The sequence below is a fragment of the Acidobacterium capsulatum ATCC 51196 genome, from assembly GCF_000022565.1.
In the GTDB taxonomy this organism is placed as follows: domain Bacteria; phylum Acidobacteriota; class Terriglobia; order Terriglobales; family Acidobacteriaceae; genus Acidobacterium; species Acidobacterium capsulatum.
In genome coordinates, this window is record NC_012483.1 from 846,721 (window position 1) to 873,288 (window position 26,568).

20 protein-coding genes and 1 tRNA gene are annotated in these 26,568 nt (G+C 56.5%); 7 read left to right on the plus strand and 14 right to left on the minus strand.

What is annotated here, in order from left to right; genetic code table 11:
• Nucleotides 1-17: 17 nt before the first annotated feature.
• Nucleotides 18-1,529, minus strand: coding sequence for a sugar transferase (locus tag ACP_RS03555; RefSeq protein ID WP_041839242.1), 1,512 nt, complete (start codon nucleotides 1,527-1,529; stop codon nucleotides 18-20).
• 500 nt (nucleotides 1,530-2,029) lie between these two features.
• On the opposite strand from ACP_RS03555, the gene alaC reads away from it, so the two are divergent.
• Nucleotides 2,030-3,202, plus strand: a complete 1,173-nt coding sequence (alaC, locus tag ACP_RS03560) for an alanine transaminase (protein ID WP_015895915.1) — start codon at nucleotides 2,030-2,032, stop codon at nucleotides 3,200-3,202.
• A gap of 6 nt (nucleotides 3,203-3,208) precedes the next feature.
• Here alaC and hldE read toward each other — a convergent pair whose 3' ends face one another.
• Both hldE and ACP_RS03570 read right to left on the minus strand, forming a co-directional pair.
• Complete coding sequence (gene hldE / locus ACP_RS03565) at nucleotides 3,209-4,678, minus strand: bifunctional D-glycero-beta-D-manno-heptose-7-phosphate kinase/D-glycero-beta-D-manno-heptose 1-phosphate adenylyltransferase HldE (protein WP_337998454.1); 1,470 nt, start codon at nucleotides 4,676-4,678, stop codon at nucleotides 3,209-3,211.
• Complete coding sequence (locus ACP_RS03570; RefSeq protein ID WP_052294666.1) at nucleotides 4,675-5,286, minus strand: D-sedoheptulose-7-phosphate isomerase; 612 nt, start codon at nucleotides 5,284-5,286, stop codon at nucleotides 4,675-4,677. The genes hldE and ACP_RS03570 overlap by 4 nt, the downstream gene beginning before the upstream one ends.
• Between ACP_RS03570 and ACP_RS03575 the strand changes: the two genes are divergently transcribed.
• Nucleotides 5,263-5,922, plus strand: coding sequence for a D-glycero-alpha-D-manno-heptose-1,7-bisphosphate 7-phosphatase (locus ACP_RS03575; RefSeq protein ID WP_148215008.1), 660 nt, complete (start codon nucleotides 5,263-5,265; stop codon nucleotides 5,920-5,922). The two genes, ACP_RS03570 and ACP_RS03575, sit on opposite strands and share 24 nt — an antisense overlap.
• Here the strand turns inward: ACP_RS03575 and rfaD are convergent.
• The 4 genes from rfaD to ACP_RS03595 all read right to left on the minus strand — a co-directional run bounded on the left by rfaD (nucleotide 5,909) and on the right by ACP_RS03595 (nucleotide 10,548).
• Nucleotides 5,909-6,886, minus strand: a complete 978-nt coding sequence (gene rfaD / locus ACP_RS03580; protein ID WP_015895919.1) for an ADP-glyceromanno-heptose 6-epimerase — start codon at nucleotides 6,884-6,886, stop codon at nucleotides 5,909-5,911. The two genes, ACP_RS03575 and rfaD, sit on opposite strands and share 14 nt — an antisense overlap.
• 33 nt (nucleotides 6,887-6,919) lie before the next feature.
• A complete protein-coding gene (locus ACP_RS03585; protein WP_238525635.1) occupies nucleotides 6,920-7,816 on the minus strand; it encodes a glycosyltransferase family 9 protein in 897 nt (298 codons plus the stop codon).
• Between the two features lie 210 nt (nucleotides 7,817-8,026).
• On the minus strand, nucleotides 8,027-9,010 hold the full coding sequence (locus tag ACP_RS03590) for an NAD-dependent epimerase/dehydratase family protein (protein ID WP_015895921.1): 984 nt from the start codon (nucleotides 9,008-9,010) through the stop codon (nucleotides 8,027-8,029).
• Between the two features lie 113 nt (nucleotides 9,011-9,123).
• Complete coding sequence (locus ACP_RS03595) at nucleotides 9,124-10,548, minus strand: UDP-glucose dehydrogenase family protein (RefSeq protein WP_015895922.1); 1,425 nt, start codon at nucleotides 10,546-10,548, stop codon at nucleotides 9,124-9,126.
• Between the two features lie 209 nt (nucleotides 10,549-10,757).
• Between ACP_RS03595 and ACP_RS03600 the strand changes: the two genes are divergently transcribed.
• Together ACP_RS03600 and ACP_RS03605 are read left to right on the plus strand one after the other, a co-directional pair.
• On the plus strand, nucleotides 10,758-12,017 hold the full coding sequence (locus ACP_RS03600) for a glycosyltransferase family 4 protein (RefSeq protein ID WP_015895923.1): 1,260 nt from the start codon (nucleotides 10,758-10,760) through the stop codon (nucleotides 12,015-12,017).
• Nucleotides 12,014-13,072 carry a CgeB family protein gene (locus tag ACP_RS03605; protein ID WP_041839243.1) on the plus strand — a complete coding sequence of 353 codons (1,059 nt, stop codon included), beginning with the start codon at nucleotides 12,014-12,016 and terminating at the stop codon, nucleotides 13,070-13,072. Before ACP_RS03600 ends, ACP_RS03605 begins: the two co-directional genes overlap by 4 nt.
• A 22-nt stretch (nucleotides 13,073-13,094) precedes the next feature.
• On the opposite strand, the gene ACP_RS17995 is transcribed toward ACP_RS03605, so the two are convergent.
• The 6 genes from ACP_RS17995 to ACP_RS03635 form a co-directional block, all read right to left on the minus strand.
• A complete protein-coding gene (locus tag ACP_RS17995) occupies nucleotides 13,095-13,925 on the minus strand; it encodes a hypothetical protein (protein WP_148215009.1) in 831 nt (276 codons plus the stop codon).
• The gene (locus tag ACP_RS03615) at nucleotides 13,922-15,418 is read right to left on the minus strand and encodes a hypothetical protein (RefSeq protein WP_148215010.1); all 1,497 of its coding nucleotides are present in this window, start codon (nucleotides 15,416-15,418) and stop codon (nucleotides 13,922-13,924) included. Before ACP_RS03615 ends, ACP_RS17995 begins: the two co-directional genes overlap by 4 nt.
• A gap of 99 nt (nucleotides 15,419-15,517) precedes the next feature.
• Complete coding sequence (locus ACP_RS03620; protein ID WP_337998455.1) at nucleotides 15,518-16,507, minus strand: polysaccharide biosynthesis/export family protein; 990 nt, start codon at nucleotides 16,505-16,507, stop codon at nucleotides 15,518-15,520.
• Nucleotides 16,452-18,731 carry a GumC family protein gene (locus tag ACP_RS03625; protein WP_015895927.1) on the minus strand — a complete coding sequence of 760 codons (2,280 nt, stop codon included), beginning with the start codon at nucleotides 18,729-18,731 and terminating at the stop codon, nucleotides 16,452-16,454. Before ACP_RS03625 ends, ACP_RS03620 begins: the two co-directional genes overlap by 56 nt.
• Nucleotides 18,732-19,163: 432 nt before the next feature.
• Nucleotides 19,164-21,584: a putative bifunctional diguanylate cyclase/phosphodiesterase gene (locus tag ACP_RS03630; RefSeq protein ID WP_015895928.1), complete on the minus strand. Its 2,421-nt coding sequence runs from the start codon at nucleotides 21,582-21,584 to the stop codon at nucleotides 19,164-19,166.
• Between the two features lie 260 nt (nucleotides 21,585-21,844).
• A tRNA-Val gene (locus ACP_RS03635) sits at nucleotides 21,845-21,921 on the minus strand.
• Nucleotides 21,922-22,323: 402 nt separating this feature from the next.
• Here ACP_RS03635 and ACP_RS03640 point away from each other — a divergent pair.
• The gene (locus ACP_RS03640; protein ID WP_041839887.1) at nucleotides 22,324-23,178 is read left to right on the plus strand and encodes a ChbG/HpnK family deacetylase; all 855 of its coding nucleotides are present in this window, start codon (nucleotides 22,324-22,326) and stop codon (nucleotides 23,176-23,178) included.
• 67 nt (nucleotides 23,179-23,245) lie between these two features.
• Nucleotides 23,246-24,406: an N-acetyl-alpha-D-glucosaminyl L-malate synthase BshA gene (gene bshA, locus ACP_RS03645; protein WP_015895931.1), complete on the plus strand. Its 1,161-nt coding sequence runs from the start codon at nucleotides 23,246-23,248 to the stop codon at nucleotides 24,404-24,406.
• On the opposite strand, the gene ACP_RS03650 is transcribed toward bshA, so the two are convergent.
• Nucleotides 24,358-25,716 carry a sensor histidine kinase gene (locus tag ACP_RS03650; RefSeq protein ID WP_041839247.1) on the minus strand — a complete coding sequence of 453 codons (1,359 nt, stop codon included), beginning with the start codon at nucleotides 25,714-25,716 and terminating at the stop codon, nucleotides 24,358-24,360. The genes bshA and ACP_RS03650 overlap by 49 nt on opposite strands.
• Before the next feature lie 108 nt (nucleotides 25,717-25,824).
• On the opposite strand from ACP_RS03650, the gene ribA reads away from it, so the two are divergent.
• Nucleotides 25,825-26,469 carry a GTP cyclohydrolase II gene (gene ribA, locus ACP_RS03655; protein WP_015895933.1) on the plus strand — a complete coding sequence of 215 codons (645 nt, stop codon included), beginning with the start codon at nucleotides 25,825-25,827 and terminating at the stop codon, nucleotides 26,467-26,469.
• Nucleotides 26,470-26,568 lie beyond the last annotated feature (99 nt).

Sequence of the window (26,568 nt, forward strand, 5' to 3'; positions counted from 1 at the left end):
GAGTCAACAGCTTGCGGTCAGGAACCTGTGCCCTTGAAGACCACGCCCGCCGTGCGCAAGAGAATGGTCAGGTCAAGCCAGAACGACCAATTCTCCACATAAGCGGTATCGAGAGCGATGTAGCGCGCAAAGGAGGAATCCTGCCGGGCTTGCACCTGCCACAAGCCTGTCAGCCCCGGCAACACTTCAAGCCGGCGCAGATGCTCCAGCTCGTAGCGCTCAACCTCACTGGCGATTGGAGGACGGGGACCGACGAGGCTCATCTCTCCCCGCAACACATTGAAGAACTGAGGCAGTTCATCGAGACTGTACTTGCGCAGAAAGCGTCCGACGCCGGTAATGCGCGGGTCATTTTTTACCTTGAACAGAATACCGTCGCGCTCATTGAGGGCCGCAAGCTCCTTCTTCTTTGCTTCGGCATCCTGCACCATGGTGCGAAACTTGAAGCAAGGGAAGGACCGGCCGCGCTTGCCGATGCGCTGCGAAACATACAGAATGCCACCTCCGCCCTCCAGCAGAATTGCCGCCGATATTGCCACCAGTACAGGCGAGAGCATCACGATGGCAACCAATGAGAGCGCAATATCGAGTGCGCGCTTGAAGACCAGGGCCAGAGTGCGATGCTCACGGCGATGCAGCGTCACCATCGGATAGCCCGCGACGCTCTCTTTGGGAGCGTTCGCCGAGAGATCAGGGAAATAACCCGAGATGGCACGAAGATCAACTTCCAGATCACGCGCCTCCTCCACCAGTTGCACGGCCACCTCGGTGGAGCAAGGCTGAGCGATGATCAACTCATCCACAAACCGCGAACGCACCATCTGGCGCAACTCGGTGATATCGCCCAGAATTCGATTGGCGGCAACGTCATGATCCTCACGCGAACCCGGCAGCCCGAGAAAACCGTCGAGATGATAACCGAGCTTGTAGTGGTGCGCGATCTGATCGCCAATGGCCGCACTGAGGCGATTGGTTCCGAGAATCAGTACGTTGCGCAACTCAATGCCCCGCGCATAATTGCGGTAACGCGTATGCCTCCAGAATGTCCGGCGAACGCAGAGGCATACAACACTCACCACGATAAAAATAATTACCAGCAGGCGCGACGCGGCCACATCACGCGTCATATAGAGAGCCCCGCAAAGCAACAGCCCGGCATTCAGGGCCGCCTGCGTCACCAGACGCGTTTCGTGCAGCCCGTTGCGCAATGGAACCTGTCCGTAGAGACCATAGCGGCGCGCCACCAGCAGGTAGGCAAGTACATACCAGAACAAATAAAGAAGACCTACCGCGCTGTTGGATATCTGTGGTGAAATCTCGCGAATATGAACCAGATCGCCAAAGATCAATGTGCGAATCAATATCGCAATCAACGCCCCCAGCAGAATCACCCAGGCATCGGTGAACATTCTGAGCGCGGGGGTGGCCACGGACACGCCGGCAATGCTGCGGCCACGACGCGGAACAATCTCCGGTGGATCCGGAGTCTGATTGGCTTTCCCGCTCTTCAAATATTCAGAAGTTGCCATGGATATACTCAGCTGCCTTCCTCGCATGAAAAGAACACGATGTTAAAACAAAACGATGCAGTGCAGAGGGGTGCGTGAAAAACGATGCAGGTCTGATAGCGATTGAGATGCCTGCCCGTGTCGCAAGGCAGCAGGGACTAACAGGATTAGCTTCTAAATCTGCCTGTACAGCCTTCTCTGCTGCAACTACGGTACCCCATCCCGTGCCGAAATTGAAGTATCTTCATCGATTTTTTGCATCTGTATTTCCCCCGCTTTTCCGCCTTTGAGTTACATCAATAAAAAGTTACTTTTTCGGTTACTTTTTACTCCAGATGAGAAACTTCTTCTCGCAAGGACGGTATTTTTTACTCAACAGGGCAAAGTGGTGACCACCCTTTCCATCGGGGTGCATTTCCCGTACCAGCTCAGTCAATGATTTACAGATTTCCGAGGAGCAAGACCTGTGTAACAATCATGCGAAAACGCTCCTGCCTCCCAGTCGAGGTTTACGAGGTCCCGTGGAAGAGTTTTCCCGCATCAAACGGCTGCCAGCCTATGTCTTCAACATTACCGGCGAGTTGAAAGCCGCAGCCCGGCGGCGCGGCGAAGACATCATCGACTTCGGCATGGGCAATCCTGACGGCGCCACCCCGCGCCACATTGTCGACAAGCTGGTAGAGACGGTCGCCAATCCTTCCTCGCATCGCTACTCGCTCTCGCGCGGCATCGCCCCCCTGCGCCGCGCGCTCACGCGCTGGTATGACCGTAACTATGGCGTCACACTCGACCCCGAGACCGAAGCCATCGTCACCATCGGCTCCAAGGAGGGGATTGCCCACCTCTGCATGGCGACCCTCGAGCAAGGCGATGCCGTACTGGTACCCAATCCCAGCTATCCCATTCACATCTATGGCCCCGTCATCGGCGGCGCAACCATTCGAAGCGTGCCCATGCACCAGGCCGACACTTTTCTTGCCGAGTTGGAAGCGCAAATTTCGCTGATGTATCCGCGGCCACGCATGCTGATTCTCAACTTCCCTGCCAACCCGACCACGCAGTGCGTCGATCTGGCCTTCTTTGAGCGCGTGGTGGAATTATGCCGTACCTGGAACATCTGGCTGGTGCATGATCTTGCCTATGCCGATCTGGTGTTTGATGGGCAGCGCGCGCCATCGGTCCTGCAGGTTCCGGGCGCAAAAGAGATCGCCGTGGAGTTCTTCACCCTCTCCAAGAGCTACAACATGCCCGGATGGCGTGTGGGCTTCATGGCGGGCAATCCCCGCCTGGTCGCCGCGCTGGCGCGCCTCAAGAGCTATGTGGACTACGGCACGTTCACTCCCATTCAGGTAGCCGCCATTGCCGCGCTCGATGGCCCGCAGGACTGCGTGGCCGCGATCTGCGACACTTACCGCCGCCGCCGCGATTGCCTGGTGAACGGCCTCAACCGGCTTGGATGGCCCGTCGAAATGCCGCGGGCCACCATGTTTGTCTGGGCGCAGATTCCGGAGCGCTTCCGAGAGATGGGCTCGCTCGAGTTTTCAAAGCTGCTGCTTAAGGATGCAAAGGTTGCTGTCAGCCCCGGCATCGGCTTCGGCGAGTACGGAGACGGCCACGTGCGCTTCTCGCTCATCGAGAACGAAGAGCGCACCCGGCAGGCACTGCGAGGCATGCGCAAACTGCTGCAGGGGTGAAGGCAGCTAGCCTTCGCTCGCCCTGGCAATCAGTCGCGTGGTACTGAATCCTTCCACCGTGGGAACAATGACCACCTGACCGCCCCAGGACCGGACCTCCTCGGCCCCCACGACAGTCGCCTCAGTGTAGTCGCCGCCCTTCACGATGACGTCGGGCTTCAGAGCAACAATGGCTTCAAGCGGTGTTGGCTCGTCAAAAACCACAACGGCATCCACGGCAGCCAGCGCAGCGAGCACGCGAGCTCGCTGCGCCTCTCCGACGATAGGCCGCAAAGGCCCCTTGAGGCGCTGCACCGAGGCATCGGAGTTGATGGCAACTACGAGCCGGTCACCCTGCTGGCGCGCATCTTCCAGCAAGGTGATATGACCAATATGCAAAAGGTCAAAACACCCATTAGTAAAGACAACTTTTTCGCCGGCCGCACGCCAGCTTGCCACGCGAGTCTGCATGCGCTCTAGCGGGAGAACTTTTTCTTCGGCCTTGCGGTCAATCTCCGGCATGAGGCTATGCATGAGTTCTGTCATCGTCACAGGAACCGTGCCCACCTTGCCAACCACAATACTGGCTGCGACATTCGCCAGCTCAATGGCGGTTCTGGCATCGAGCCCGCAGGCATAGGCCACTGCCAGCGTTGCGAGCACGGTGTCCCCCGCACCCGAGACGTCAAATACCTGCCGGGCGACCGCCGGAGCCATCATCTGCTCATCCGCGGTCAATACTGCAATGCCCTTCTCGCTCAGCGTGACCGTTAACGACTCCAGTTCGAACTCGCGCACCATGTCGCGGGCAAGATCAAGGTTGGCGGCCAGTTGCACCTTGGGCAATCCGGTAGCAACAGAAAGCTCCTGCAAATTTGGGCAGATGGTGGTCGCTCCACGGTAGCGCGCAAAGCTGCGGTGCTTAGGATCCACCAGGACAGGAATGCCACGGCGGCGTGCCGTCTGGATCGCATGCTGGCAAACTTCCTCAGTCAACACGCCCTTCGCATAGTCTGAGAGCACCAGCACATCGGCCTGCTCTATCTCCTGATCAACTTGCCGCAGCAGTTGCTCAAACGCCTCAGACGGATAACCGCCTGGCGTCTCCACGTCAAGTCGCAGCATCTGCTGCTGCCCCCCGAGGATACGCAGCTTGGAAGTCGTCGGGTGGCTCTGCACGGGAACAAGACAGGAATGGATATTCTGGACGCGCAGTCCATCACTCAGCAGGGCAGCTTCAGCATCCTTGCCGCAAAAGCCAAGCAAGCTCACCGGAACCCCTAATCCCGCGAGGTTCATGGCAACATTAGCCGCACCGCCGGGCCGGTCATCGCGGCGCTGTGCAAAGACCACCGGTACCGGAGCTTCCGGAGAAATGCGCTCCACTTCTCCCCACACGTAACGATCAAGCATGACATCGCCTATCACGAGCGCCCGCTTACCCGCCCATTGGTCTTCCATCAGGCGAATGACTTTGTGCAAATTCTGAATCATCATGCTTCTCTAATTTCCCTGGCCAACTGATCCATTGCTGCGGTTTCTATCCAGTCGCAAAGAATGTGACCACAGAGGATATGGACCTCCTGAATGCGCGCCGTCTCCTCTGACTGCACGCACAGCGCAACGTCCGCCAAAGAGGCCAGCGTTCCGCCTTTTGCTCCCGTGAAGCCGATGGTTGCAGCTCCGACAGCTTTGGCGGCCTCCACTGCAGCGCACACGCTGCGGCTATTGCCCGAGGTTGAAATGGCCACCAGCACATCCTCAGGAGCGCAGAGCGCTTCTACCTGACGTTGAAAGACGCAATCGTAGCCAAAATCATTGGCTACCGCCGTCAAAATCGAAGTATCCGTTGTCAGAGCGATCGAAGGCATCCCTTTGCGATTGCGTTTGAAGCGCCCCACGATCTCCGCGGCCAGATGCTGCGCATCGGCCGCGCTGCCTCCATTGCCGCACCAGAGAATTTTTCCGCCTTGCCGCAAAGAATGCAGCATGATCGTACCGATCTGCTCCACCACTTCACGCTGATCACGAAACAGCTCTACTGTTCTCAGGTGAGAAGCAATCGCATCCTCAAATGATTCATGGGTGAGCAAGTTGTCATTCATCTGCAGACTTTTCCTTTATCGAAGCTAGAATACGTGTTGAAAGCTCGAAACTTTATGCAGAATTTGCAAAATAAGATGTTTATCTTCCTCGACAGAGATGGCGTCATCAATCGAAAACCGCCTGAAGGAGAGTATGTCGAGCGCTGGGAAGACTTTCACATCCTGCCCGGGGTAGAACAGGCCGTCGCAGTTCTCAACACCCATGGGAAAAAAGTCATCGTGGTTACCAACCAGCGCGGCGTCGCACTCGGCAAGTACCGGGCCGCGGACGTGGAGTTCATCCACCAAAAGCTGCAGGAACAACTTGCGAATGCGGGAGGGCATATCGATGCGTTCTATTACTGTCCCCATGATCGTGAAGAATGCGATTGCCGCAAACCAAAACCCGGACTTATCCTGCAAGCCTTCCATGATTTTCCCGAGGCGAATGCCGCCAACAGTGTGATCATCGGAGATTCACTCTCTGATCTCGAAGCCGGCCACAGTCTTGGGATGCCATCTATTTTCATTGATGGCCCCAGGGAGCGGCAAAAACCCGGCGCTGAGCAAGCCAGGTCTGTCGCAGGAAAAACCTGCCACTCGCTCGCTGAGGCCGTCGATGCAATCCTGAGACCACAGAGGATCAAGCCGGAATGAATGTCTGCCTCACGCCTTCTTCGAGTACCGTCATCGGCAGATCGCAGCCGGCAGCCCGCAACCCGGACAAATCGGCCTCGGTGAAATGCTGATAGCGGTTATTCAAATCCTGCGGGAATGGAATGAATTCCACCGGGACCTCTCCATGAATCTTCATCAGGGCAGCCACGACTTCATTGAAACTACGGCTTTGCCCTGACCCAGCGTTGGCAATGGCGTGATAGGTCTTTGGCGCTTCGTTCCGAAAGGGGCCGGCCTTGGCAAAGAACAGATTCAATCTCACCAGATCCTGCACAAAAACGAAGTCTCTGCGCTGCTCCCCATTTCCATATCCGCCAGAACCTTCAAACAGGCGCACTTTACCCGACTCTTTGATTTGCTTGGTGAAGTGGTGGATCACGGAAGCCATGCGATCCTTGTGCTGCTCACGCGGCCCGTACACATTGAAGTAGCGCAGCCCCACTACTGTGGTGTCAATGGTTCGAGTAGCAAACAGGTGGCGCACGTAGTGATCAAAAACTAGCTTTGAGAAACCGTACACATTCAACGGAATCTCATTTTCCAGCGTCGGAGTGAAGTGTCCCGGACCGCTCAATCCATAAACGGCAGCGGTCGATGCATAAACCAGCGAAGCACCTTTCTCCATGGCGTAGTCCAATACTTCCTTGGAGTAGGTGAAGTTGTTGTCCATCATATACACGCCATCATCGACCAGCGTATTGGAGCAAGCACCCTGGTGAAATACGGCCTCGACCTTTGACAAACCAACGGCGCGCTGCTGCATGGCACGGCGAAACTCCCGTTTGTCCATGTAGTCGATGAAACGCGCCCCGTGCAGATTCACCAGCTTTCGAGGATCAGCGAGATTATCTACAACAAGAATGTCCGTAATTCCCGCGCGATTCAGGCCATGCACGAGATTGCTGCCGATAAACCCGGCGCCGCCGGTCACAATATAACTCACACTTTCCTCCTCAAAATCAGGTGCGAAGCACTCTCAATTCCTGGTTGGCCACACCGCAAGAATGGCTTGAAGCATTTCCTCCACGCTGATCGAGGTCAGGCACTTTCTCTGCCTTTCGACGCATACCTCGAGGTCGCAGTTGGAACATTCCAGCTCCTTGTAGAGTATGCGATGTCCCTCCCCGATTGGAAACCAGATGCCGGGACGCGTTCGAGAGGCAAAGGCAATCACGCACGGCACACCATAAGCAGCAGCCAGATGCATTGGCCCGCTGTCTGGTCCTATAAAGCACTTCGCATGCTGCAGCACCGCCGCGGTTTCGCGAGGACTCAAGGCTCCGCACAAATTCAATACCGGCCCGTTCCATCCCGCACTGGCTATGTCGCTGACCGGGCCGTCCTCCTTGGCGCCAATCATGACCAACCCTGCGCCCGGCAGTCGCGAGCTGAGTGATTCCAGGAGAGCACGCCAGTTCTCTTCACCCCAGTCCTTTGCCTGAGCCTTGGTGCCAGGGCCGCAAGCCAGAAATGGAGCCCCCTGCAAAAGAGCCAGAACGTCGGACGCCTTTGCCGTTTCCGCCGGAGTCAGACGCATATCCCAGAGACTCAGGTCATCAATGGCTGCCTCTCCCAAATGGGATATGCAGCGCAGCAACCGGGCTCCCTCTCGCTCCCACAGACCAGTTTGCGGAAGATACTGCGGCGTTGAAAGCTCGCCGCGCGGCACACCGGCAATATTGCTTACTCCGCACAAGCGAAAAAAGGTTTCGTCCCGGCGCAGTTCCCTGTCGCCGCGATATTTCGTCAGGTATATGACCCACTCTGGACGGAAGCGGCGGATCCGCCACCAGAGTCCAAGCAGTTCCCGCACATTTCTGGTACCCACCGGGTAGCTCAGATAGCCGTGAACCAGTCCGCTATCGCCCAGCACAGCCGAGGCCGCCGGCGCTTTTGCATGCACCGGCTTATTCGTGAGCATCATTCGCTTCGCATTAGGAAACGCCTTTGCCACTTGATGAAGAGCGGGCAGGGCAACCGCAGTGTCACCGAGGCTGCCTAGCCGGTAGATCAAGACCCGCCGCACATCAGGAAAGTGATTGATAGCTTTTGGATCCATTTCAGAGCGCGCTCAGACCGTCAGCTACTTCTTTGCCTTGATCTCGTTTTCAATCCAGGCATAAGTCTTGGCCAGGCCATCGCGCAGCTTGATGGACGGCTCCCAGCCCAGGTACTTCTGGATGAGGGTGTTGTCGCTGTTGCGGCCATTGACCCCCTTGGGAGCATCGAGCTTATAACGGCGCTCAAGCTTTACGCCGCCGATTTCTTCTGCGATATCGACGAGCTGATTGATCGTCACAATTTCGCTCGAACCGAGATTGATGGGTTCGTGAATCTCGCTCTCCAAAATAGCCTGCGTGCCATAGGTGCAGTCATCGATGTACATGAAACTGCGCGTCTGATGGCCGTCGCCCCAGATTTCAATCTCATGCTTGCCCGTCAGCTTCGCCTCGATCACCTTGCGGCAAATCGCGGCCGGAGCCTTCTCTCGTCCACCGTCATACGTGCCAAAAGGCCCATACACGTTGTGATAGCGCGCCACGCGGGTGACCAGGCCAAAGTCCTCTTCAAAGTGGCGGCACATGCGCTCGCTGAAGAGCTTCTCCCAGCCATAACCATCTTCCGGCAGGGCGGGGTAAGCATCCTCTTCCTTCAGCGGAACCACGTTGGCGCTCTTCTGCTTGTCCCCGTTGTAGACGCACGCCGACGAGGAGTAAAAGAAGCGCTGCACACCCGCATCGCGCGCAGCCATCAGCATGTGCGTGTTGGTCAGCACGCTCAGCATGCACAGCGCCTTGTTGTTCTCAATAAATCCCATGCCGCCCATGTCAGCCGCGAGCTGAAAGACCACGTCGATGCCTTCGGCAGCCTTGACGCAGCTCTCTTTGTCGCGCAGATCGAGCACCAGGTTCTCAACATCTGCCTGCTTCTGGTACCACTCGTCCAGCGGCTTCACATCCACCGAGCGCACAACGTTAATGCCCTTTTCCTTGAGCGTGCGCACCAGGTGGCCGCCAATAAAACCGCCGCCACCACAAATAAGAACTTTTTCATTGGTCAACTTCATGCAGTTGATTCAGCCTCCGCCTAAAGATAGTTGTAATACAACCGCCGGTGCAAAGAGCATCCGGCGGCTTCGCAGTAGAAGAGATTTAAACCAAGGGACATCTCTTGCTGAAATTACGGCAGTGGATAGTTGGCAGTGGTATCGCGCACGTCGCGCATCTGGTAGGCATCAGGACGGCCAACACTCAAGTAGGTGAATCCGCTCTGGCGCATTTGAGCCGGCGAGTAAAGGTTGCGCCCATCAATCACAATGGGATAGCGCAAGGTGTAATGCAGCCGCGCCAGATCCAGTTCGGCGAACTCCTGCCAATCGGTCAGAATCAGCAATGCATCCGCATCCTGCGCTGCCGCATACGCGTCGTCGACGTAGCTCATTTGGCCTGAAGCTGGAAGCAGTTCCGCCGTGCGCTCCATTGCTGCCGGATCGTAAGCTGCAACCGTGCATCCTTCATGCAGCAATTGCCGAACAATATCCAGAGCCGGTGAATCGCGAATATCATCGGTACCGCCCTTGAATGCCAGCCCGAGCACACCAATCCGCTTCCCGCGGAAAGTCCAGAGCGCCGATCGGATCTTCTGAAAGAAGCGCTTCTTTTGCTCCGCATTGATCTTTTCGACTTCTGCGAGCAGGTCAAAATCCAGGCCCAGTTGCTCTGCGACATAGCGGAACGCCGCCACATCCTTCGGGAAGCAGGAACCACCGTAACCGATGCCCGCACTCAAAAAGCGCGGCCCAATGCGAGTGTCCGTTCCCATGCCCTGGGCAACCTGTTGCACATCTGCACCTACTGCCTCGCAGATGTTGGCTACTACATTAATGAATGAAATCTTCATCGCCAGAAAAGCGTTGGAAGCATGCTTGATCAGTTCCGCGGCCTTGGTGGACGTTTGAAGAATAGGAACTGCGGCTTCAGGAGTGCGAGTCCCTGGAATCGCGCTGGCACTGCGGAAATACTCTCCGGAGGTCAGCGGCTCGTACACCTTTTGCAGCAAGGCTGCTGCGCGTTCGCTATCGGCCCCGATCACAACGCGATCCGCATGCAGAAAATCAACCACTGCGGTGCCTTCGCGCAAAAATTCAGGATTCGATGCGACGTCGAACATATCCTTGGCAACACCGTTCCGCTCCACCACACGGCGAATCCATTCATTGGTGTACACCGGCACGGTGCTCTTCTCCACAATCACCGTATAGGTATCAATGGAGCGTGCAATTTCACTCGCCACCGCATCCACGTAAGAGAGATCAGCACTTCCTGTGCGGCTCTGAGGCGTACCGACAGCAATGAACACCAGTTGGGCTTCGCGAGTCGCTCGGCCCAGATCGCTCGTGAACAAAATGTTCTTTCCGCGATGGCGCTCCAGCAGCTCTGGAAGGTAGTCTTCGTGAATTGGAACTCCGCCAGCCTGCAGCATGGCAACTTTGCTTTCGTCGTTGTCGACGCAGGTGACTTTGTGCCCAATTTCGGCGAAGCATGCAGCAGCGACCAGGCCAACGTAACCTGACCCAACGACAGCGATGGAAATTTGCGAACTCATAAATAGGTTCCTAATCTGAAATTTTCATCTGGACAAGTGAAGGTGGACGACGGCGGCCACTGGATATGTTGAAAACACCGGACAGCGCCAATTGAATGCTCTACGGAATCTTCCTCGACGTGGCTTCCGCGAGCATTTCTTTTAGTATGCCTGAGGTAGAATCGTCTGACACGATGTATCAAGAATACCTTCCTTAAGGAGCTTTGCAAGTGCCATCCCGTCATCCGACCACAGCGCTTCGGCAACAAACTTCTTCGGAAGACAGGCCATTCCGCATTGCCTACTTCGTGTCACATCCGATCCAATATCAGGCCCCGCTTCTACGCCAAATTGCTGCGCTCTCTGGCATTTCGCTCAAAGTCTTCTTCTTTAGTGACATCTCAATCAGATCCTATGTCGATCGAGGCTTTGGCGTCGCCGTCAAATGGGACGTTCCTCTTCTGGACGGCTACGACTCTGAATTTTTACCTACTATTCGCAATCGTGGCGGGCTCTCATTTTCCGACCCCATCTGCACCGGAATCCATGAAAAGCTCAAAGACGGCAACTTTGATGCGGTTTGGCTGCATGGCTACCACACCCTGAACCACCTCCATGTTCTTTGGGCCGCAAAAAGACTGAAGCTGCCCCTTTTGATGCGCGCTGAGCCCACACTGATTGATCGGTCACGCACGTGGAGCAGAAAAGTCGCGAAATCATTCTCTTTCAAGCTGCTGCGGCGCGCCATCACTGCGGTACTCCCTATCAGTGAGCTGAACAAGGAGTACTGGAACACCTACCTCGGCACCGGTATTCCTCAATTTCCCATGCCTTATGCCGTCGATAATCAATTCTTTCGAGAGAGAAGCGTTCAAGCGGAAACAACTATTGACGCGCTTCGTGAGGAACTCGGCCTCACCCCCGGCAGACCTGTCATTTTGTATTGCTCCAAGCTTCAGACAAGAAAACGATGCATCGATCTGGTCAATGCGTACCTTTTGCTATGCTCCGATTTGAAATTGTCGGCAAAGCCATATTTACTCATCGTCGGAGATGGAGAAGAACGTGGGCAGATTGAGGCGCGTATTCGAGAATCGAATGATCCAGACATAAAGATGCTGGGCTTTCGAAATCAATCAGAACTGCCGCGCTACTTCAGCCTCAGTGATGTCTTCGTCCTGCCATCGATCCATGAGCCCTTTGGACTCATTGTGAATGAAGTGATGAATGCCGCCCGGGCGGTGATCGTAACTACCGAGGTTGGCTGCCAGAGAGATCTGGTTCAGGACCGGATGAATGGCATGGTAGTTCCTCCGCAAAATATTCCCGCGCTGGCAAATGCATTGCAGTATGTACTGGAAGAGCCGGGACGAGCCAAAAGAATGGGGGAAAAAGGCCTCGAGCGTATTCGTGAATTTAGCTTCGATCAGGACATTCAAGGCTTGTTGGCTGCTATCGCCTATATCCAACAGACAAGAAAATCTGCATGATTGAGCCGAGCAACCTCTATCAAGAAAAGCAGCTGTCCGCTTTCCGCCTGAGTTATGTTGGGATGCTTCCCAAAGAGAGTACGGCCGAGTATCGGGTCCGGGCGCTTCAAAGGATCGGCCAGGAGGTGCACACCTTTCACGTTGAAAGCTTCCTGCGCGGAAGCCGCATCATGAATAACTTGCGGCTACGCTACCCTCTGGGCCCATTCATCTCTTCTATAAATCGGGCTCTTATTGAGCATGTTGACAAAGTTCGTCCTGAAATCGTCATCCTTGATAAACCGATGTTCTTTACACCCCAGACGATCCAGCGCATTAAAGATCAAGGGGCAAAAGTCGTCATCTACATGCAGGACAATCCGTTTGGACCGCGAAACGACGGGGGTTGGCAACAGTTTTACCGCATTTACCCCATGGCCGATCTGCTCTGCGCTATCCGCGAGGCCGATGTGAAACGCTACAGGGCACAGTCTCTGCCATACATCCAAACCATGTTTAGCTACGAGCCATCGGTGCATTTCCCGCCGGAGCCTGCCTGGGGTGATAAGGACCGGGAATACGACATTTCCTATATCGGTCATCCACACGAACAGAGACCTGCATTCCTGCTCCAGCTCGCAGAACAATATGGCCTTCCCATATCTATCTCGGGTAACGGATGGGACAACGTACTCAACGATTCGCAAAAGAAGAAATACTTGCGGAACGGGTTTCTAAAAGGTGCAGCCTACCGTCAGACTATCTGGCGTTCAAAAGTCAATTTAAGCTTCGTCACGCAGCTCAACGAAGATGACATCGCGCACAAGTCTATTGAAATTGCGGCCAGCGGCGGATTCCTGCTGGCGCTACGTACCCCAGGTCATCAGGCATGCTTTGAAGAGGATAAAGAGGCAGCTTTTTTCTCAACAATAGATGAGTGTGCCGAGAAGGCCAGATACTACCTGGAGCATCCTATCGAGCGGGAAGAAATTGCGCGCCGCGGACATGCACGTGCAATTCAAAATCAATACAGCAATGACGCGCAATTGACTAGGATTATGAAGTACTTCGCCTGACTTCCCGCTGCTGGTTCTGCCCTTATTGATCGGGATGCAAAATCGCCTGCAACGCTGCGGCGATCGGGTCAGATGGCGAAACGCTTGGCCCTGCCGTGGGAGCACTCTGTTGAATATTGTTCGGATCAAAAGCCGAAAGTCGGCCAACCCCTCCACTTTCAGTGTTTCGCACACTTGGCACAGCAACTGATGCGTAGTTCGGATTCAGATGCTGACCGTCAAAATCAGGATGAAAAACAGGTGGCAAAGGAGAAAACGGAAATAGGTTTTCACCGCTAAATGGTGGAGAGATACTGACGGCGCTTCGCGTAGAATCCGGAAACTGTCCTCCAGCAGACACTGAAGATCCCGAGGCTCCTGACGAAGACCCTCCAGCACCACTTTGCCCGGTTGTCACGGCACTCGATAAGCTATTGAAAGTAGCTGAAGTTTGAGAGAACGCGCCGACTGGTTGCGAAGCAGATCCATCTGAATTTAATTTTCCTGAAGCTGACATCGAAAATGCCAACGAGCTGAGTGCTTTATTTCGCCCCCTTATCATTCCCCGTAGCATCATGGAGCTTCCGGTTAGCTTCTCCGCTGCAATCCGTTCACCTTCAAGGCTCACGGATCCAAGGGATCGTCCTAAAGCGGCCGATGCAATCTTCGCCCCTAAGCGTAGCTTCGAGTTTCCAGACGCGGCGGAAGTGCCCTGAATTACGGCTGCACTTACATGACTGCTCACGATGCTCGAGACGCCTGCGCTTACACCGCTGTCTATCTGGCCGCTCGAGTCTTGTGCCATCAGAGTGCAATCAGCCCCCCCCATGAGCCAGGCATAAAGCAGAATCACAAATGTCAAATGCCTCTTCATGACAGCTCACCTTGTCTTGCTTCCGCTCTTAGCCGAACCGAAGGCAGCCTTAAAAGCAAATATATGCCTATCGAAATAATGATCACATTTCGCATTCCGACCTCAAACCCGCCCAGATCGATCTCTGTCGCAATGGTAAACATGAGGGCAATGATTAAGCCGTAGATATACATCTCACGATCCATAAAGTTTCTTAACCATCGAACCAAGACGGACATGCAAAAAACCAACACTAAAGGGTAAACAACTACGCCTGCCAAGCCAAAGTCAATCACCCCAGCAGTCAGCAGTGAGTTAGCTTGATCGCTATAATTCCGATCAAATTGCTCACTGGCAATACCTTCCTCCTGGATTTTTGGCTTATTCGGTATAAACGCTGATGGAATTGCCTCTTCTGTTTGGATCAGAAAGTCACGCCCATGCGCTGTAGGCATCGTTGAACTTAATTCAAGCAAATCACTGAACCATGCTACGACAAAGGTCCGGCCCTGTAGGTTCTTTTGCGTGGAAGTAGTGGCAATTTTCCATGCTCGGCCCTCTTCAACCCAGGTCCCGACTGTCGAAAGCTGCTGCACCAGGTTGGAGTTTTTGTGCCCATAGCTCGCTACTCGCACCAACTGATAGGTGAGAAATCCGAGAAATAAAAAGGACATTCCCAGGCCAATCACGAGAATCTGACGGAAACTCAGCTTGCTCCACTGATAACCAGCATGCCGGGCCAGCGCAACTGTGATCAGCGCCGAATAAACAAGATCTCTCCGGCCAAGATCCAGTTGTAGCAACCACAAAATAACGGTAACCGCTCCCCAGAAAAGCCGTGCTTTACCCTTATCTTTCGTCAGAAAAACGATAGTCGAAAGGATCACCGTAGGAGTCACCAGAAATCCAAATAGCACCACGACTACGCCGCCCCCGGCTCCACTGCTACTTGTCTCTATGCCGCCCTGTTGTAGTTTCCCTGTGGCCAAGACAGGTAGGATCACGAGCAATCCAAACAACGCGACGCGCCTTAAGCCCGGGGTGACGACAAGCCTATCCGCGACATCCAGGATAGGGGACTCAAAAAGCTCTCCGACAATCAGAAGGCATGCGGATGCCAATATGGTCGCTGCTACCCCGCGACACAACTCTCCTCGCAACAGACCGGCGCGGGACGCCAGCGAGTAACCAGCTCGCGGAAGTGTGAGCCATGTGTTCAGGGTTCCGCCGCTATATCCCAGCAGAAATCCCATAGCCGAAATGCGTGTCAAACGCATCAAGTTATCTCGGAACAGGAAATCCCACAGTATGATAAAGCCGATGCCGGCTCCAACAAAACTACCAAATCCAAGCATCCCATCCGACGGCAGAAGCCACATCAGAACGGCTGCAGCTGAGAGGATCAGTGGGAAGTAAAGCACATAACGCGGTTTTGGAGCCGCACGCACGTACGAATGCTCAGGCCGCCACGCGCTCATGCCGGCCGCCTGACCAGTTTCGGGATGGGGCACCATAGCATCGGTCTACCGATCCCCCTGGAAAGCTTCGTATTCTTAGCTCGCATCAATGGAGTAATAACTCATTGCTTTAGACAGCCGCACAACAATCTCTTATTAAAATACCGTTGAAGTAATCACAGCGGTATTGGCCAGTTGAGCTCCCACTTCCGCAGCCTGGAAGAAGAGCGCTGATTTCACAAAGCTTGATGGCATATACAAAATATCTCCATCCGCAACAAGAAAGTCAGCCTGCTTATCCTCATAAAGCTTCTTGAGGTTCAGATGAATGGCCTCTGTTCCGGTAGGCAGCTTTCTAATCAGAATGGCAGAATTGAGCTTTGCAGCCGGGGCATTCCCGCCAGCCAAAGCAAGTGCCTGCAGCAGTGTAAGATGCTCGTTATTGTTGATCAGATACCCGCCTGGGTGTCCGACAGCACCGACCATATAAATAATGCCGGCCTTGGCTACCACCACCGTGTCGCCGGGAAGGATGATCGGATTGGCCTGAGACCTCAGTCCTGCTGAGCTCTCGGCGAGCCCAACGTGCACGGGATGCTGAGGATCTCCCCGGTGAATAATTGTCACCAGCTTGCCTGCCGAAGGGGTAACTCCCCCCGCCAACGTCAGCATGTCGAGCAATCGGCGGCTGCCAAATGTGGGATAAATCCCAGGGCTTGCGACCTGCCCCATGATCGTTGCACCCTGCCCTACACTCTGCCCAAGAGACACAGTCACCGTAGGATGCAGTACAAGCCCCAGCACCACGAGTTCATGCTCAATGTAGTGAGCAGCTTCGTCCGCCGTCATACCCGCGACATGAATAGGACCGGCCACGGGGAGAGACACTGTCCCACCCTGAGACACACGGGCATTGTCGACCGAAAGATCAGGAATATCGAAGACATTCACGGAGATTTGGTCGCCCGGAGATATCTGTATCGCCGGTGGGGCTTGCACGGTAAGAGCCACTGGAGCAGTACCCGTTGAAGCCTTTTGCGTCTGGGCCATGCAACAGGATGAAAAGCATACTAGCAGGATCAGAAGATAACTAGCCTTTGTCATCGGTATCCTCGACTCCGTATCCGGCTCCATAAGCCGACTCATACCCGCTGCGATATCCGTAAGAGTACCCGCGCGAGTAGGTGTAGTAGTTCTCCAAACGCATATCCACTCCATTGACAACGGAGCCAAGAATACGTGCGTTCGCTCTCCGCAACAGTTCACGAGTGCGCTGCAATGCTTTCTTACGCGTAATCCCGGAGCGGACCACCACTAGCGTGCCATCCATGTGCCGCACGAGATTGAGCGTGTCTGAAACTGCCAGCACAGGAGACGTGTCAAATATGATGAAGTCCCACTCGGACCGCCATTTCTGGATCGTATCCGCCATCATCCGCGAAGCCAGCATTTCACCCGGATTTGGAGCTACCGGCCCGCGGGGCAGTACCCCAAGATTCGGCAATTCCGGTAGAGGAAAGACGATGGATTCTTCTCCACTCTCTCGCGACAGATAGGTTGAGAGTCCCACCCGATTAGAAACGCGAAACTTCAGATGCTGCGTTCCCTTTCTGAGATCGGTATCCACCAGCAGCACGCGTGCCGGGCGCTGCGCAAATGAAATGGCGAGGTTCGCCGCGCAAGTGCTTTTGCCCTCTGCAGCCAGACCGCTGGTGAGCAGAATCGCTTTGGGCTCGCGATCCACCGAAGACAGCAAGATCGAGGAGCGAAGAGTACGAAAGCCCTCGGCCACGATGGACTGCGGTTCCAGCAATGTCAGCAGATCGCGTGATATCTGATCTTCTTTTTCCGCTACAGGCTCTTTGGGTCGCTTCTCCGCACCGTAGCTGCCATAAGCCGTCTTTCGCTTCGCACCCGAAACAAACCGGGGCACAATAGCCAGAGCTGGCAGATGCCCAATAGACTCCACTTCCTCTGAAGTACGTAGCGTGTCGTCGAGAGACTCAAGCAGCAGTGAAATTGCGATACCTGCAATCAAGCCGCCGAGGAATCCAAAAACGACTGTCCGCTTCTTCTGTGGCGTTACCGGAATCACTGGAAGATTCGCATGATCAACCACTTCGAGGCTATTTGAATTCAGGCCGGCCGTGATCCCTGCTTCTTCCAGACGAAGTTGGAGCGCATCGTATAGCTCAGATGAGGTTTGAGCCTTGTGCTTGAGAATTTCAAACTGAGCCGAAGACTCATTCTGCTTGAAAGCTTGCTGTTTGGTGTTTTCCAGGCGCGCTTCCAGCAGATTCTGCGTCTGCACCGCGGCGTCGTATTCAGCCTTGAATCGCTGCGTCAGGTTTGTAATTTCTTTGTTGATGTCGCTGCGAACCTGCTTGAGTTGCTGCCGAACCTCTTCCAGCTTGGGATACCGCGGCCCGAATCTTGACTGCAGGTCAGCCTGCTGCACGAGCAAATTCGCTTCCTGCGAACGCAAGGATGTAAGCACCGTGTTGGGCGCCACGGAAACCAGAAGGTCTGGATTCCGCGTTAACGCCATCTTGTAGCGGGCTTCCTTCACGATCCGGTCCGCCTCGGCTTGCGCTAACTGGCTATTAATCGTTTCCAGATTCGCATCCACCAGGCTGGAGCCCTGCTGTCCAACGCTCAGCAGATTGTGCTCCCGCTGGTACTGCACTAAATCGTTCTGCGACTTGTTGACGCTCTCTCGCAGACTGATGATCTGCTGCGAGAGCCAGTCGGAGATGCGCGTCATTGTCTCGAAATGGGCCCGCAGCGTCCAGTCCTGATAGGCATTTACGATCTCATTGGCTGCTTCCTGAGCGACCTTGGGATTCTGATTCTGAAAGTGAATCTCTGCCAGGTCTGTCTCCGGAACCAGCACGACCTGAGTGGCGCCTTTGAAAGTATTTAAAAGCGCCAGCTTCTGCGATGGCGTAACCGTACCGTGGTAGCCAGCCTTCTTGAACACGCCGGAGTAGGGCGGCTTGTTGTAAAGCTTCAGAGTCTTGATCACGTTCCAGGCAATCGTATTGCTCTGCATGATGTGCAGCTGCGTCTCCACACGATCCTGACTCTGCAGGCCGCCGCTGCTGCTGGCGAGACTAGTCAGCTCCACTCCCGTCGACTTGTTCATGTCGATGCTCACGCTGGAGACGGCTTCATACTGCGGAGTGGCGGTCTCGACGTGGTAGAGAGCTACACCGATGCCTGCCAGAACACAAATCAGGATGATCCACTTGCGCTTGAGAAACAGCTTGCGCAAATCGCTCAGGTTAATTGTGGATTGAGGGGCGACCGTCTTTTCATCGGCAGATGCAATCGCACTTCCAGATTGCCTTTGTGGGTCTAGTGTGTCCATTTATGCTGGCTCCTCGGCAGCCCACAGGCCATTCCAGGTTTGAGGCAATACCGCGCAGCAGGCAGGAAAGGGAGACTTAACGCCATTCCTGACGATTCGGGACATATTCTTTATCACAGTACCTCTGGCCAAGGTTGATTCAGGACTGCCGGGGAGTTGGACGCGGTCACAGCTTGCAAAAAGTTGGGTAGCCAATCATCATCCGCTAGCGCTGCAAAAAAAATTCACGACTCTCAGGCAGGAAATAAGGCATGAACCGCAGTCTTAGCATCCCCTCGAATAAAACCCAGGGACTGATACGAGTGTAGATGGGTTAACCTGCAGGGTCAATGCACCTTACAGGAATATTCATCGCCAGTTGATACAGATCAATCGTCATATTTCCGATAGTGAGGCTTCATACGAACCATGCAGCCGCCCGGTGCCCACGGATCAACGTATTCCGGCTGTTTGCGTCTCCAGCAGCGGCGGAATCGCTCCAGCCTCCAGCGGGTAGGAGAACAGATAGCCTTGAAACACATCGCATTGCAGCGCCTTGAGCACCTCAAACTGATCCTTCCGTTCGACGCCCTCAGCCACCACCTGCATGCCAAGGCTGTGCGCCAGCGACAGTATGGCCTGCACGATCGAGTAGGTGCCGTTCGTCTCTGTGATGCGCTCTACAAAGGATCGGTCCACCTTGAGTGTCTTAATCGGCAACTGGTGAAGATGACGCAACGAGGAGTAGCCGGTTCCAAAATCATCCACCGAAAAATGCACGCCCAATGCCGCCAGTTCACGCATCTGCCGGGCAATTTCCTCAATGTTGCGCATCACCGTCGTTTCCGTCACTTCCAGTTCCAGCAACTCCGCCGGCATTCCTGAGCGCGCCAGCACCCGTTGCACATGCCCCAGAAAATCGGAGTGCATGAACTGCAGGGGTGACACATTGACGGCAATTCTCACTTGCGGCAGACCTGCCTGGCTCCAGGCCATGAACTGTCGCGCGACCTCTTCGAGCACCCAGTTGCCAATCGGCATGATCAGGCCGCTGTCTTCGGCCACGGGAATAAACCGATCCGGCAGAATCATCCCGCTTCGCGGATGGTGCAGCCTCAGCAGGGCCTCCATTCCGCAAAGGGTACCGTCTTCGAGATATTGCGGCTGGTAATAGACCTCAAAGCCGCCCTCTTTGAGAGCCGTGCGCATCATCAGCTCAAGATCATTGGCTTCGGCGGCCGCCGAGCTGATCTCATCGCTCACAAAGGTGAAGCGGTTACCGCCAGACTTCTTGGAGCGGTACATCGCAATGTCGGCGTTGCGCCACAGGTCGCTGGCATCGGTCCCGTCATCGGGATACAGCGCTACCCCAATACTGGCTGGCAGCTCAAGCCGGTAACCTTCCACCAGAAACGGCTCGTGGAATACATACAACAAATCCTCGGCCACCCGGTAGGCATCCTGCCGGCTTTTCAGCTCGCCCAAAACGGCCACAAACTCCTCGCCGCCTGAGCGCGCAATCGTATCCTCGCCGCGCAACCGCCGGCGCAGCCTCTCAGCCACCAGTTTCAGGCACTGGTCGCCCACCAGATGCCCATAGTTGTCATTGATCTGCTTGAAGCGATCCAGATCAATGCAGACAAAGGCCACACGGCGATCCTGGCGGGAGGCACGCGTCAGCGTCTGCTGCATGCGATCTTTCAGCAGCAGACGATTGGGCAACCCTGTCAGCAGATCGTGGTGCGCCTGGTAGAGCAGTTGCTGGTGCAGCTCCTCGCGCTCGGTTACATTCACCACCAGGCAAAACCTCGCCATGCGTCCGTTAAAGTGAATGGTGTGCGCGGCCACCTCCACTTTGGACTGCCTGCCATCTTTGTACACATGGGTCCACGGCCCGCTGAAGACCATCTCTTCCCGTTCCAGCCCCACGTCTTCGAGCATGCGAGGCACTTCTTCCTGCGGGCGAATATCCATCAGCGTCATCTGCCGGAACTCTTCTTCGCTGTACCCGTAAACATGCTGAGCCGCATCATTGACCCGTAGAAACCGCAGCGTCTCAAGATCGTAAATCCACATCGGCGAAGGATTGTTCTCAAATAGCACGCGATAATCTTCGCTCGTGCGGTTCGCGGCCTGGATCTCCTCCTCAAGCAGCGTCAGAATCATGCCAAACTCAACGAAATATTTGGGAATATTCCAAAGCTCGCTTGAAACGTGAAGATGCGGCCACCATGCGGCCACCACCAGTGCTGCCGGAAAAACCAGCGCCCAGGCAAGCAGCCCCAGCACCGCGGTCAGCACACCGGCAGAGGCACGGCGGAAATCCCGCCAATAAAACCAAGCGTTGATCGCGAAAATTTCGGTCAGCGTGCCATAAACGCCCAGAATCGCCTGCCCCGCGCGGATCTCGTACACGATCCAGAGCATGATCAGGAGGGCAATCACCATATTGCCGCGCACGATGCCCCGATCCGCGCCCCAATAGCGCAGCGAGACATAAATCATGCACAACTGTCCCACCAGCGCCACGGCCACCAGCACGGGAACCGTCGAGACTCCGTAGACCGTCAGGCAAAGATAAGCGATCGGAGGAACGCCCAGCAACGAGGCCGCAATCATCGCCTCGCCGGGGTCATGAATCGCATCCGAGGAGGCAATCAGAAAGCTGCAGCCGGCCAGCAGAAGCGCGGAAACGCCCAGCACACTCTGCCACGCCACATCCTGAACCGCGATTTGCGCGGTGAAATGCAGCAGAACAAATATCCAGCCGAGGGTCCAGTAGCGAATGCGAGGCATGGAACGGCGGCGCTGAATGACCGCAAAAACGAGCACCAGCAGGCCAACAATAAGAATGTCCAGCAGCGATTCCTGCATCAAGTTTCTGACCCGCTATCGTTCCAGGATGGAATGACCCGCCTCCAGTCCAAGTTACCGAAGAGTAGTCCCATCCGTTACTAACAGCAATGAAACAAAAGTGTTAGCAGTCATTATGATGCGCTTTTGATTGAAAATCTGTCAGCCTCAGAAGAAATACCCACGGATTTTCGCCAGCTCGCGCCCGGCAAGAATGTACCCCTCTCAAGCACGCTGGAAATGCGCAAATCAGACCATCAGAGGCAGCATAGGTAGGAATTTGGTGGGCAGTGAGGGACTCGAACCCCCGACATCCTGCTTGTAAGGCAGGCGCTCTAACCAACTGAGCTAACCGCCCGGTAAGGCCTTGAGGCAAGCCAATCCGGAGACCGGAAGGTGCAAGAGCAGTCTATCAGCAAATCCGGGTGCCACGGATGGGAATGACTTTCGCCCGGCCTTGTCTAGGCGCGATCCGGGACACCGGCAGGATTGGAGGCTGAAGCCGCTCGCTGCGGCAGAAAAAGTAATAACGCAGCAGCAGCCAGCCCAACAAAGCCAGGTTCAGCAGCAGAACAACGCAGATCAAGGGAAAAAGGAATGCAAGCACAAAAGTTTAAAACCGTGGTTGCATCCTAGCGATTGCCGGGCAGCTTTTGTATCCCACTTTGGATTGTTACTTTCGAGTCCGCTCACCCGGCGGCTCCCAGGCGATGGTCGCACTCTCCATCTCATGCCGCGCAACCTGATAGACTCGGCTGGCGTGCGCCGCCTCATTCTCAATGCTGACGATTTTGGCCTCACTCCGGGTGTCAACCGCTCCATCCTGGAGCTGGCACAGACCGGGGTGCTGACCTCGGCGACCCTCATGGCCACCGGCGAGGCGTTTTCGCAGGCTGTCGCGGAGTCCGCTTCCGCCGCTGAGCTTGGCGTCGGCTGCCATGTGGTTTTGCTGGACGGCCAATCCGCCGCCCCGCCCGAAGCGATTCCCACGCTGGCCAGCCCCCAGGGCCAGCTTCGCCCCACGCTTGGCCAGTTTGCGCGTGATCTTTACCTGGGCCGCATTGCCTCCGAACACATCGAGGCCGAGGCCGTCGCCCAGATTCAGCGCCTCCATCAGGCGGGCGTACGCGTCACCCACGTGGACACACACAAACACACGCACCTCTTCCCTGCCGTGCTGCGCCCTTTGCTGCGCGCAGCGATGCGCTGCGGCATCCGTGCCATTCGCAATCCCTTTGAGCCCTCGTGGGCCATCGCCGTCACGCCCGGCGCCTCCACCGTGCGCCGCGTCCAGATCGGCATTCTCAACCGCAATCACGAGACCTTCACGCGGCTGGTGCGGCAGGCTGGCCTCGCCACGACCGACGGAGCCATCGGCGTGCTGGCCACCGGCGTGCTCGACGCGCCGATCCTGCACCGGCTGCTCACCGCCATGCCCCCGGGTACCTGGGAGCTGGTCTGCCATCCCGGGTATGAAGACACCGCACTGGCCTCGGTGCGCACCCGCCTCCGCGCTTCCCGTGCTATCGAGCACCAGGCCCTGCTCATCACCGTCCCCGATTTTCCCGGCATCGAGCGCATTTCCTTCGGCCATCTCACCGGAGCGCGGCCATGAGCCGGCTCCGGACTTTTGCATCGGACTGCCCTCAGGCCGCGTCCAACCAAACAACGAGCGAGACCCTATGAAGATCGGCATTACCTGCTATCCCACCTACGGCGGCAGCGGCGTCGTCGCCACCGAACTCGGCATCGAGCTGGCCGCCAGCGGGCACGAAGTCCACTTCATCACCTATTCGCAGCCCTTTCGACTCACCGGGCGCGAAGAGGGCATCTTTTATCACGAGGTGCCGGTCTCAAACTATCCGCTCTTTGACTTTCCGCCCTACTCGCTGGCGCTGGCCTCGCGCATGTGCGACGTGGCCGACTACTACAAGCTCGACCTGCTGCACGTCCACTACGCCATTCCGCATGCCATCTCGGCCTTTCTGGCCCGCGAAATGCTCGCCAAGCGCGGCCTGCATATCCCCATCGTGACCACGCTGCACGGCACTGACATTACGCTGGTGGGCGCGGACCAGTCCTACCTGCCCATCACTCGCTTCGGCATTGAAGAGAGCGACGGCGTCACCGCCATCTCGGAGTACCTCAAGCGCCGCACCCTCGAGGAGTTCCGCGTGCAGGCCGAGATCGCCGTGATCCCCAACTTCGTCAACTGCGATGTCTACGAGCCGCTCAAGCCCGAGGTACGCGAAGCCGCCCGCGCCCGCTTTGCCCCGGCGAACGAGCCGCTGCTGGTGCATCTGTCGAATTTCCGCCCGGTCAAGCGCGCGCCTGACGCCGTGCTGATCTTTGCCGAGATCGTTAAACACACGCCCGCGCACCTGCTGCTGATCGGCGACGGCCCTGACCGCTCGGTGGTCGAGTGGCTGGCCAAGCGTCACAAGATTCAGGACCGCGTCCACTTCCTCGGCAAGCAGAACAGCGTGAGCGAACTGCTGCCCCTGGCCGACCTGATGCTGATGCCGAGCGAGCTCGAATCCTTTGGCCTGGCTTCACTGGAAGCCATGGCCTGCCGCGTACCCGCTATCGCCACCAACGTGGGCGGCATCCCTGAGCTGATTGACCACGGCATCAACGGGCTGCTCTACGAGGTCGGCGATGTGGAGTCGATGGCCAAAGGCGCGCTCGATCTGCTCGAAAGCCCGGCCCGGCTCGACGCCATGGCCACGGCCGCGCGCCAGACCGCGCAAACACGCTTCTGCGCGCATAAGATCATTCCGCTGTATGAGAAGTTTTACGACGACGTGCTCGAGCGCGCCGGCAAACCTGCGGCTCGTAGCTGATCGGGCAGGCTGCCCGGCTCGCTGTCCACCGGCATCTCCATGATGACGCGCGTGCCGCGCCCCGGCCGGCTCACCACGTTGAAGTGGGCCGCGCCGCCAAACAGCACTTCCAGCCGCTCGCGCACATTGCGCATGCCCACGCCATTGCCGGTACGCATACCGGCCGGCCGCTGACTGCTCGCTGCCACGCCCACGCCATCGTCTTCCACTTCGAGAATGAAGCGGTCGCCCTCCAGGCGGCTGCGCAGCGTGACCGTGCCGCCATGAATGCGCGGCTCCAGCCCATGCTTGATACTGTTCTCCACCAGCGGCTGCAGCAGCATGCTCGGCACGGGCAGCTCCAGCGTGCGCGCATCAATTTCCTTGACTACGCGCAGCTTGTCCGTGCCGAAACGCACCACCTCGATACCCAGATAATCCTCGGTGAAGCGCAGTTCCTCGCGAAACGCGACAAACGAATCATGATCCTTGAGCAGCGCCCGCAAAATGTTGGCGAGCTTCACAATCATCTCGCGCGCCTGGTCCGGGTCGCGCCGCACCAGTGAGCCAATCGAGTTCAGTGTGTTGAACAGAAAGTGAGGATTGATCTGCCGCTGCAGCGCGTCAAGCCGCGCCTCCAGCAGCAGCCGCTTCTGCTCCTTGAGCGACTGCTCAATGCGCACCGCATTCCATATCTTCAGCGGAATGCCCACGACCATCGTTGCGCACGCCCACACCGCGATCGTGATGTACCAGCTCGGTTCCGGCAGGGCGAACAGCTCATGCGGATAGCGCATGGCCAACCACCAGTGGATCACCTGCAGGGCAATGATCAGCATCATCAGCAGAATCTGCCGGTCAAAGCGCGGCTTGCGCAGGTTGCGCCGCACCCACTGGTAAATGCTCAGATCAATGAACGGCGAGAACGACCAGATCTCGTCCTTCTCTACAAACCAACTGAAGACACCGGCAATCAGCGCCACGCCCACGTCAAATGGCAGCGCCAGAAATTCATGATGCAGCACCGCCGGCAACGCCAGCAGACACGCGCCCGCCGTCGCCGCGGCCGGCCCCAGCAGGATGCCCAGCAGAATGCAGGTCTCAAAGGAAATATCCGCGGCATAAAAATTGGCCACGTTAAAACGAACCCACACGCCCAGGCTCAGCGGCACGCAGATGAACGCCAGCAGGCCCAGCGTCTGCGCCGTCGTGCGCCGCTCGGCAAACAGCAGATCCACAAAGGCGCGCGAACGCGCCAGCGCGCTTGACACGGCCGCCGCCACGCCCAGCTTGACGAGCAGCGTAATCCATATGAGTTTGGGCTCGACCACGCTCTTACTTTACTCGCAGCGGTTTGACGCTGGCCGTTCCATCCCTGGCCGCTTCATCCCTGACCGCTCCACCACGAACAATCTTTCGTTCCATATAGAATGGAAAGTATGCCATTTTCCAGCGTTCGTAAGGTGGCCGACGCCGACTTCCCCACTCGCTGGGGACACTTCCGCATTCTCGGCTTTGAGGGCGTCGTCGAAAATCCTGTGCCCTGCCAGGACGGTACGCCCGTGCCTGACCGGAAGGTGGAAGGAGCGGTCGCGCTGGTCATGGGCGACATCCACTCCGCGCCGCCGCTCGTGCGCATTCACTCCCAATGCCTCACCGGAGACGTCTTCCACTCGCTGCGCTGCGACTGCCGCCTGCAACTCGAGCTTGCCCTGCGCAAAATCACCGAGGCTGGCGCCGGCATTCTGCTCTATGAGCAGCAGGAGGGCCGCGGCATCGGCCTGATGGCGAAACTCAAAGCCTATGAGTTGCAGGACCAGGGCCTCGACACCGTGGAAGCCAACGTCGAGCTCGGCTTCAAGGCCGACTGCCGCGAATTTGAGCTGCCTGCCGCCGTACTGCAACTGCTTGAGGTCGAGGCCGTGCGCCTCATCACCAACAATCCTGAAAAGGTGCAGGCCATGGAAACGGCAGGCATCCGCGTCGTCGAGCGCGTCTCGGCCGAGGTGCCCGCCGAAGAAACCTTCGAGCGCTACCTCAAGGTCAAGCAGGAGAAGATGGGCCACATCCTCGAAGGCGTGTAAGCGGCTCGCTCTGCGAGTTCATTTGCCTGTCTATTGGAACGGCTCATCCAGTCCAGTACCTCGCTCTTCGCGTCGAAGCCGCACATTCTCCACGCCCCA

What these genes read in the sequence shown, in the direction of transcription:
- ACP_RS03555 (WP_041839242.1), bottom strand. Translation starts at nt 1,529, where the DNA reads ATGGCAACTTCTGAATATTTGAAGAGCGGGAAAGCCAATCAGACTCCG.
- hldE (WP_337998454.1), bottom strand. Translation starts at nt 4,678, where the DNA reads ATGATGATTCAGAATTTGCACAAAGTCATTCGCCTGATGGAAGACCAA.
- ACP_RS03575 (WP_148215008.1), top strand. Translation starts at nt 5,263, where the DNA reads ATGGGTGAGCAAGTTGTCATTCATCTGCAGACTTTTCCTTTATCGAAG.
- ACP_RS03570 (WP_052294666.1), bottom strand. Translation starts at nt 5,286, where the DNA reads ATGAATGACAACTTGCTCACCCATGAATCATTTGAGGATGCGATTGCT.
- ACP_RS03590 (WP_015895921.1), bottom strand. Translation starts at nt 9,010, where the DNA reads ATGAAGTTGACCAATGAAAAAGTTCTTATTTGTGGTGGCGGCGGTTTT.
- ACP_RS03595 (WP_015895922.1), bottom strand. Translation starts at nt 10,548, where the DNA reads ATGAGTTCGCAAATTTCCATCGCTGTCGTTGGGTCAGGTTACGTTGGC.
- ACP_RS03605 (WP_041839243.1), top strand. Translation starts at nt 12,014, where the DNA reads ATGATTGAGCCGAGCAACCTCTATCAAGAAAAGCAGCTGTCCGCTTTC.
- ACP_RS17995 (WP_148215009.1), bottom strand. Translation starts at nt 13,925, where the DNA reads ATGAAGAGGCATTTGACATTTGTGATTCTGCTTTATGCCTGGCTCATG.
- ACP_RS03615 (WP_148215010.1), bottom strand. Translation starts at nt 15,418, where the DNA reads ATGGTGCCCCATCCCGAAACTGGTCAGGCGGCCGGCATGAGCGCGTGG.
- ACP_RS03620 (WP_337998455.1), bottom strand. Translation starts at nt 16,507, where the DNA reads ATGAGTCGGCTTATGGAGCCGGATACGGAGTCGAGGATACCGATGACA.
- ACP_RS03625 (WP_015895927.1), bottom strand. Translation starts at nt 18,731, where the DNA reads ATGGACACACTAGACCCACAAAGGCAATCTGGAAGTGCGATTGCATCT.
- ACP_RS03630 (WP_015895928.1), bottom strand. Translation starts at nt 21,584, where the DNA reads ATGCAGGAATCGCTGCTGGACATTCTTATTGTTGGCCTGCTGGTGCTC.
- bshA (WP_015895931.1), top strand. Translation starts at nt 23,246, where the DNA reads ATGAAGATCGGCATTACCTGCTATCCCACCTACGGCGGCAGCGGCGTC.
- ribA (WP_015895933.1), top strand. Translation starts at nt 25,825, where the DNA reads ATGCCATTTTCCAGCGTTCGTAAGGTGGCCGACGCCGACTTCCCCACT.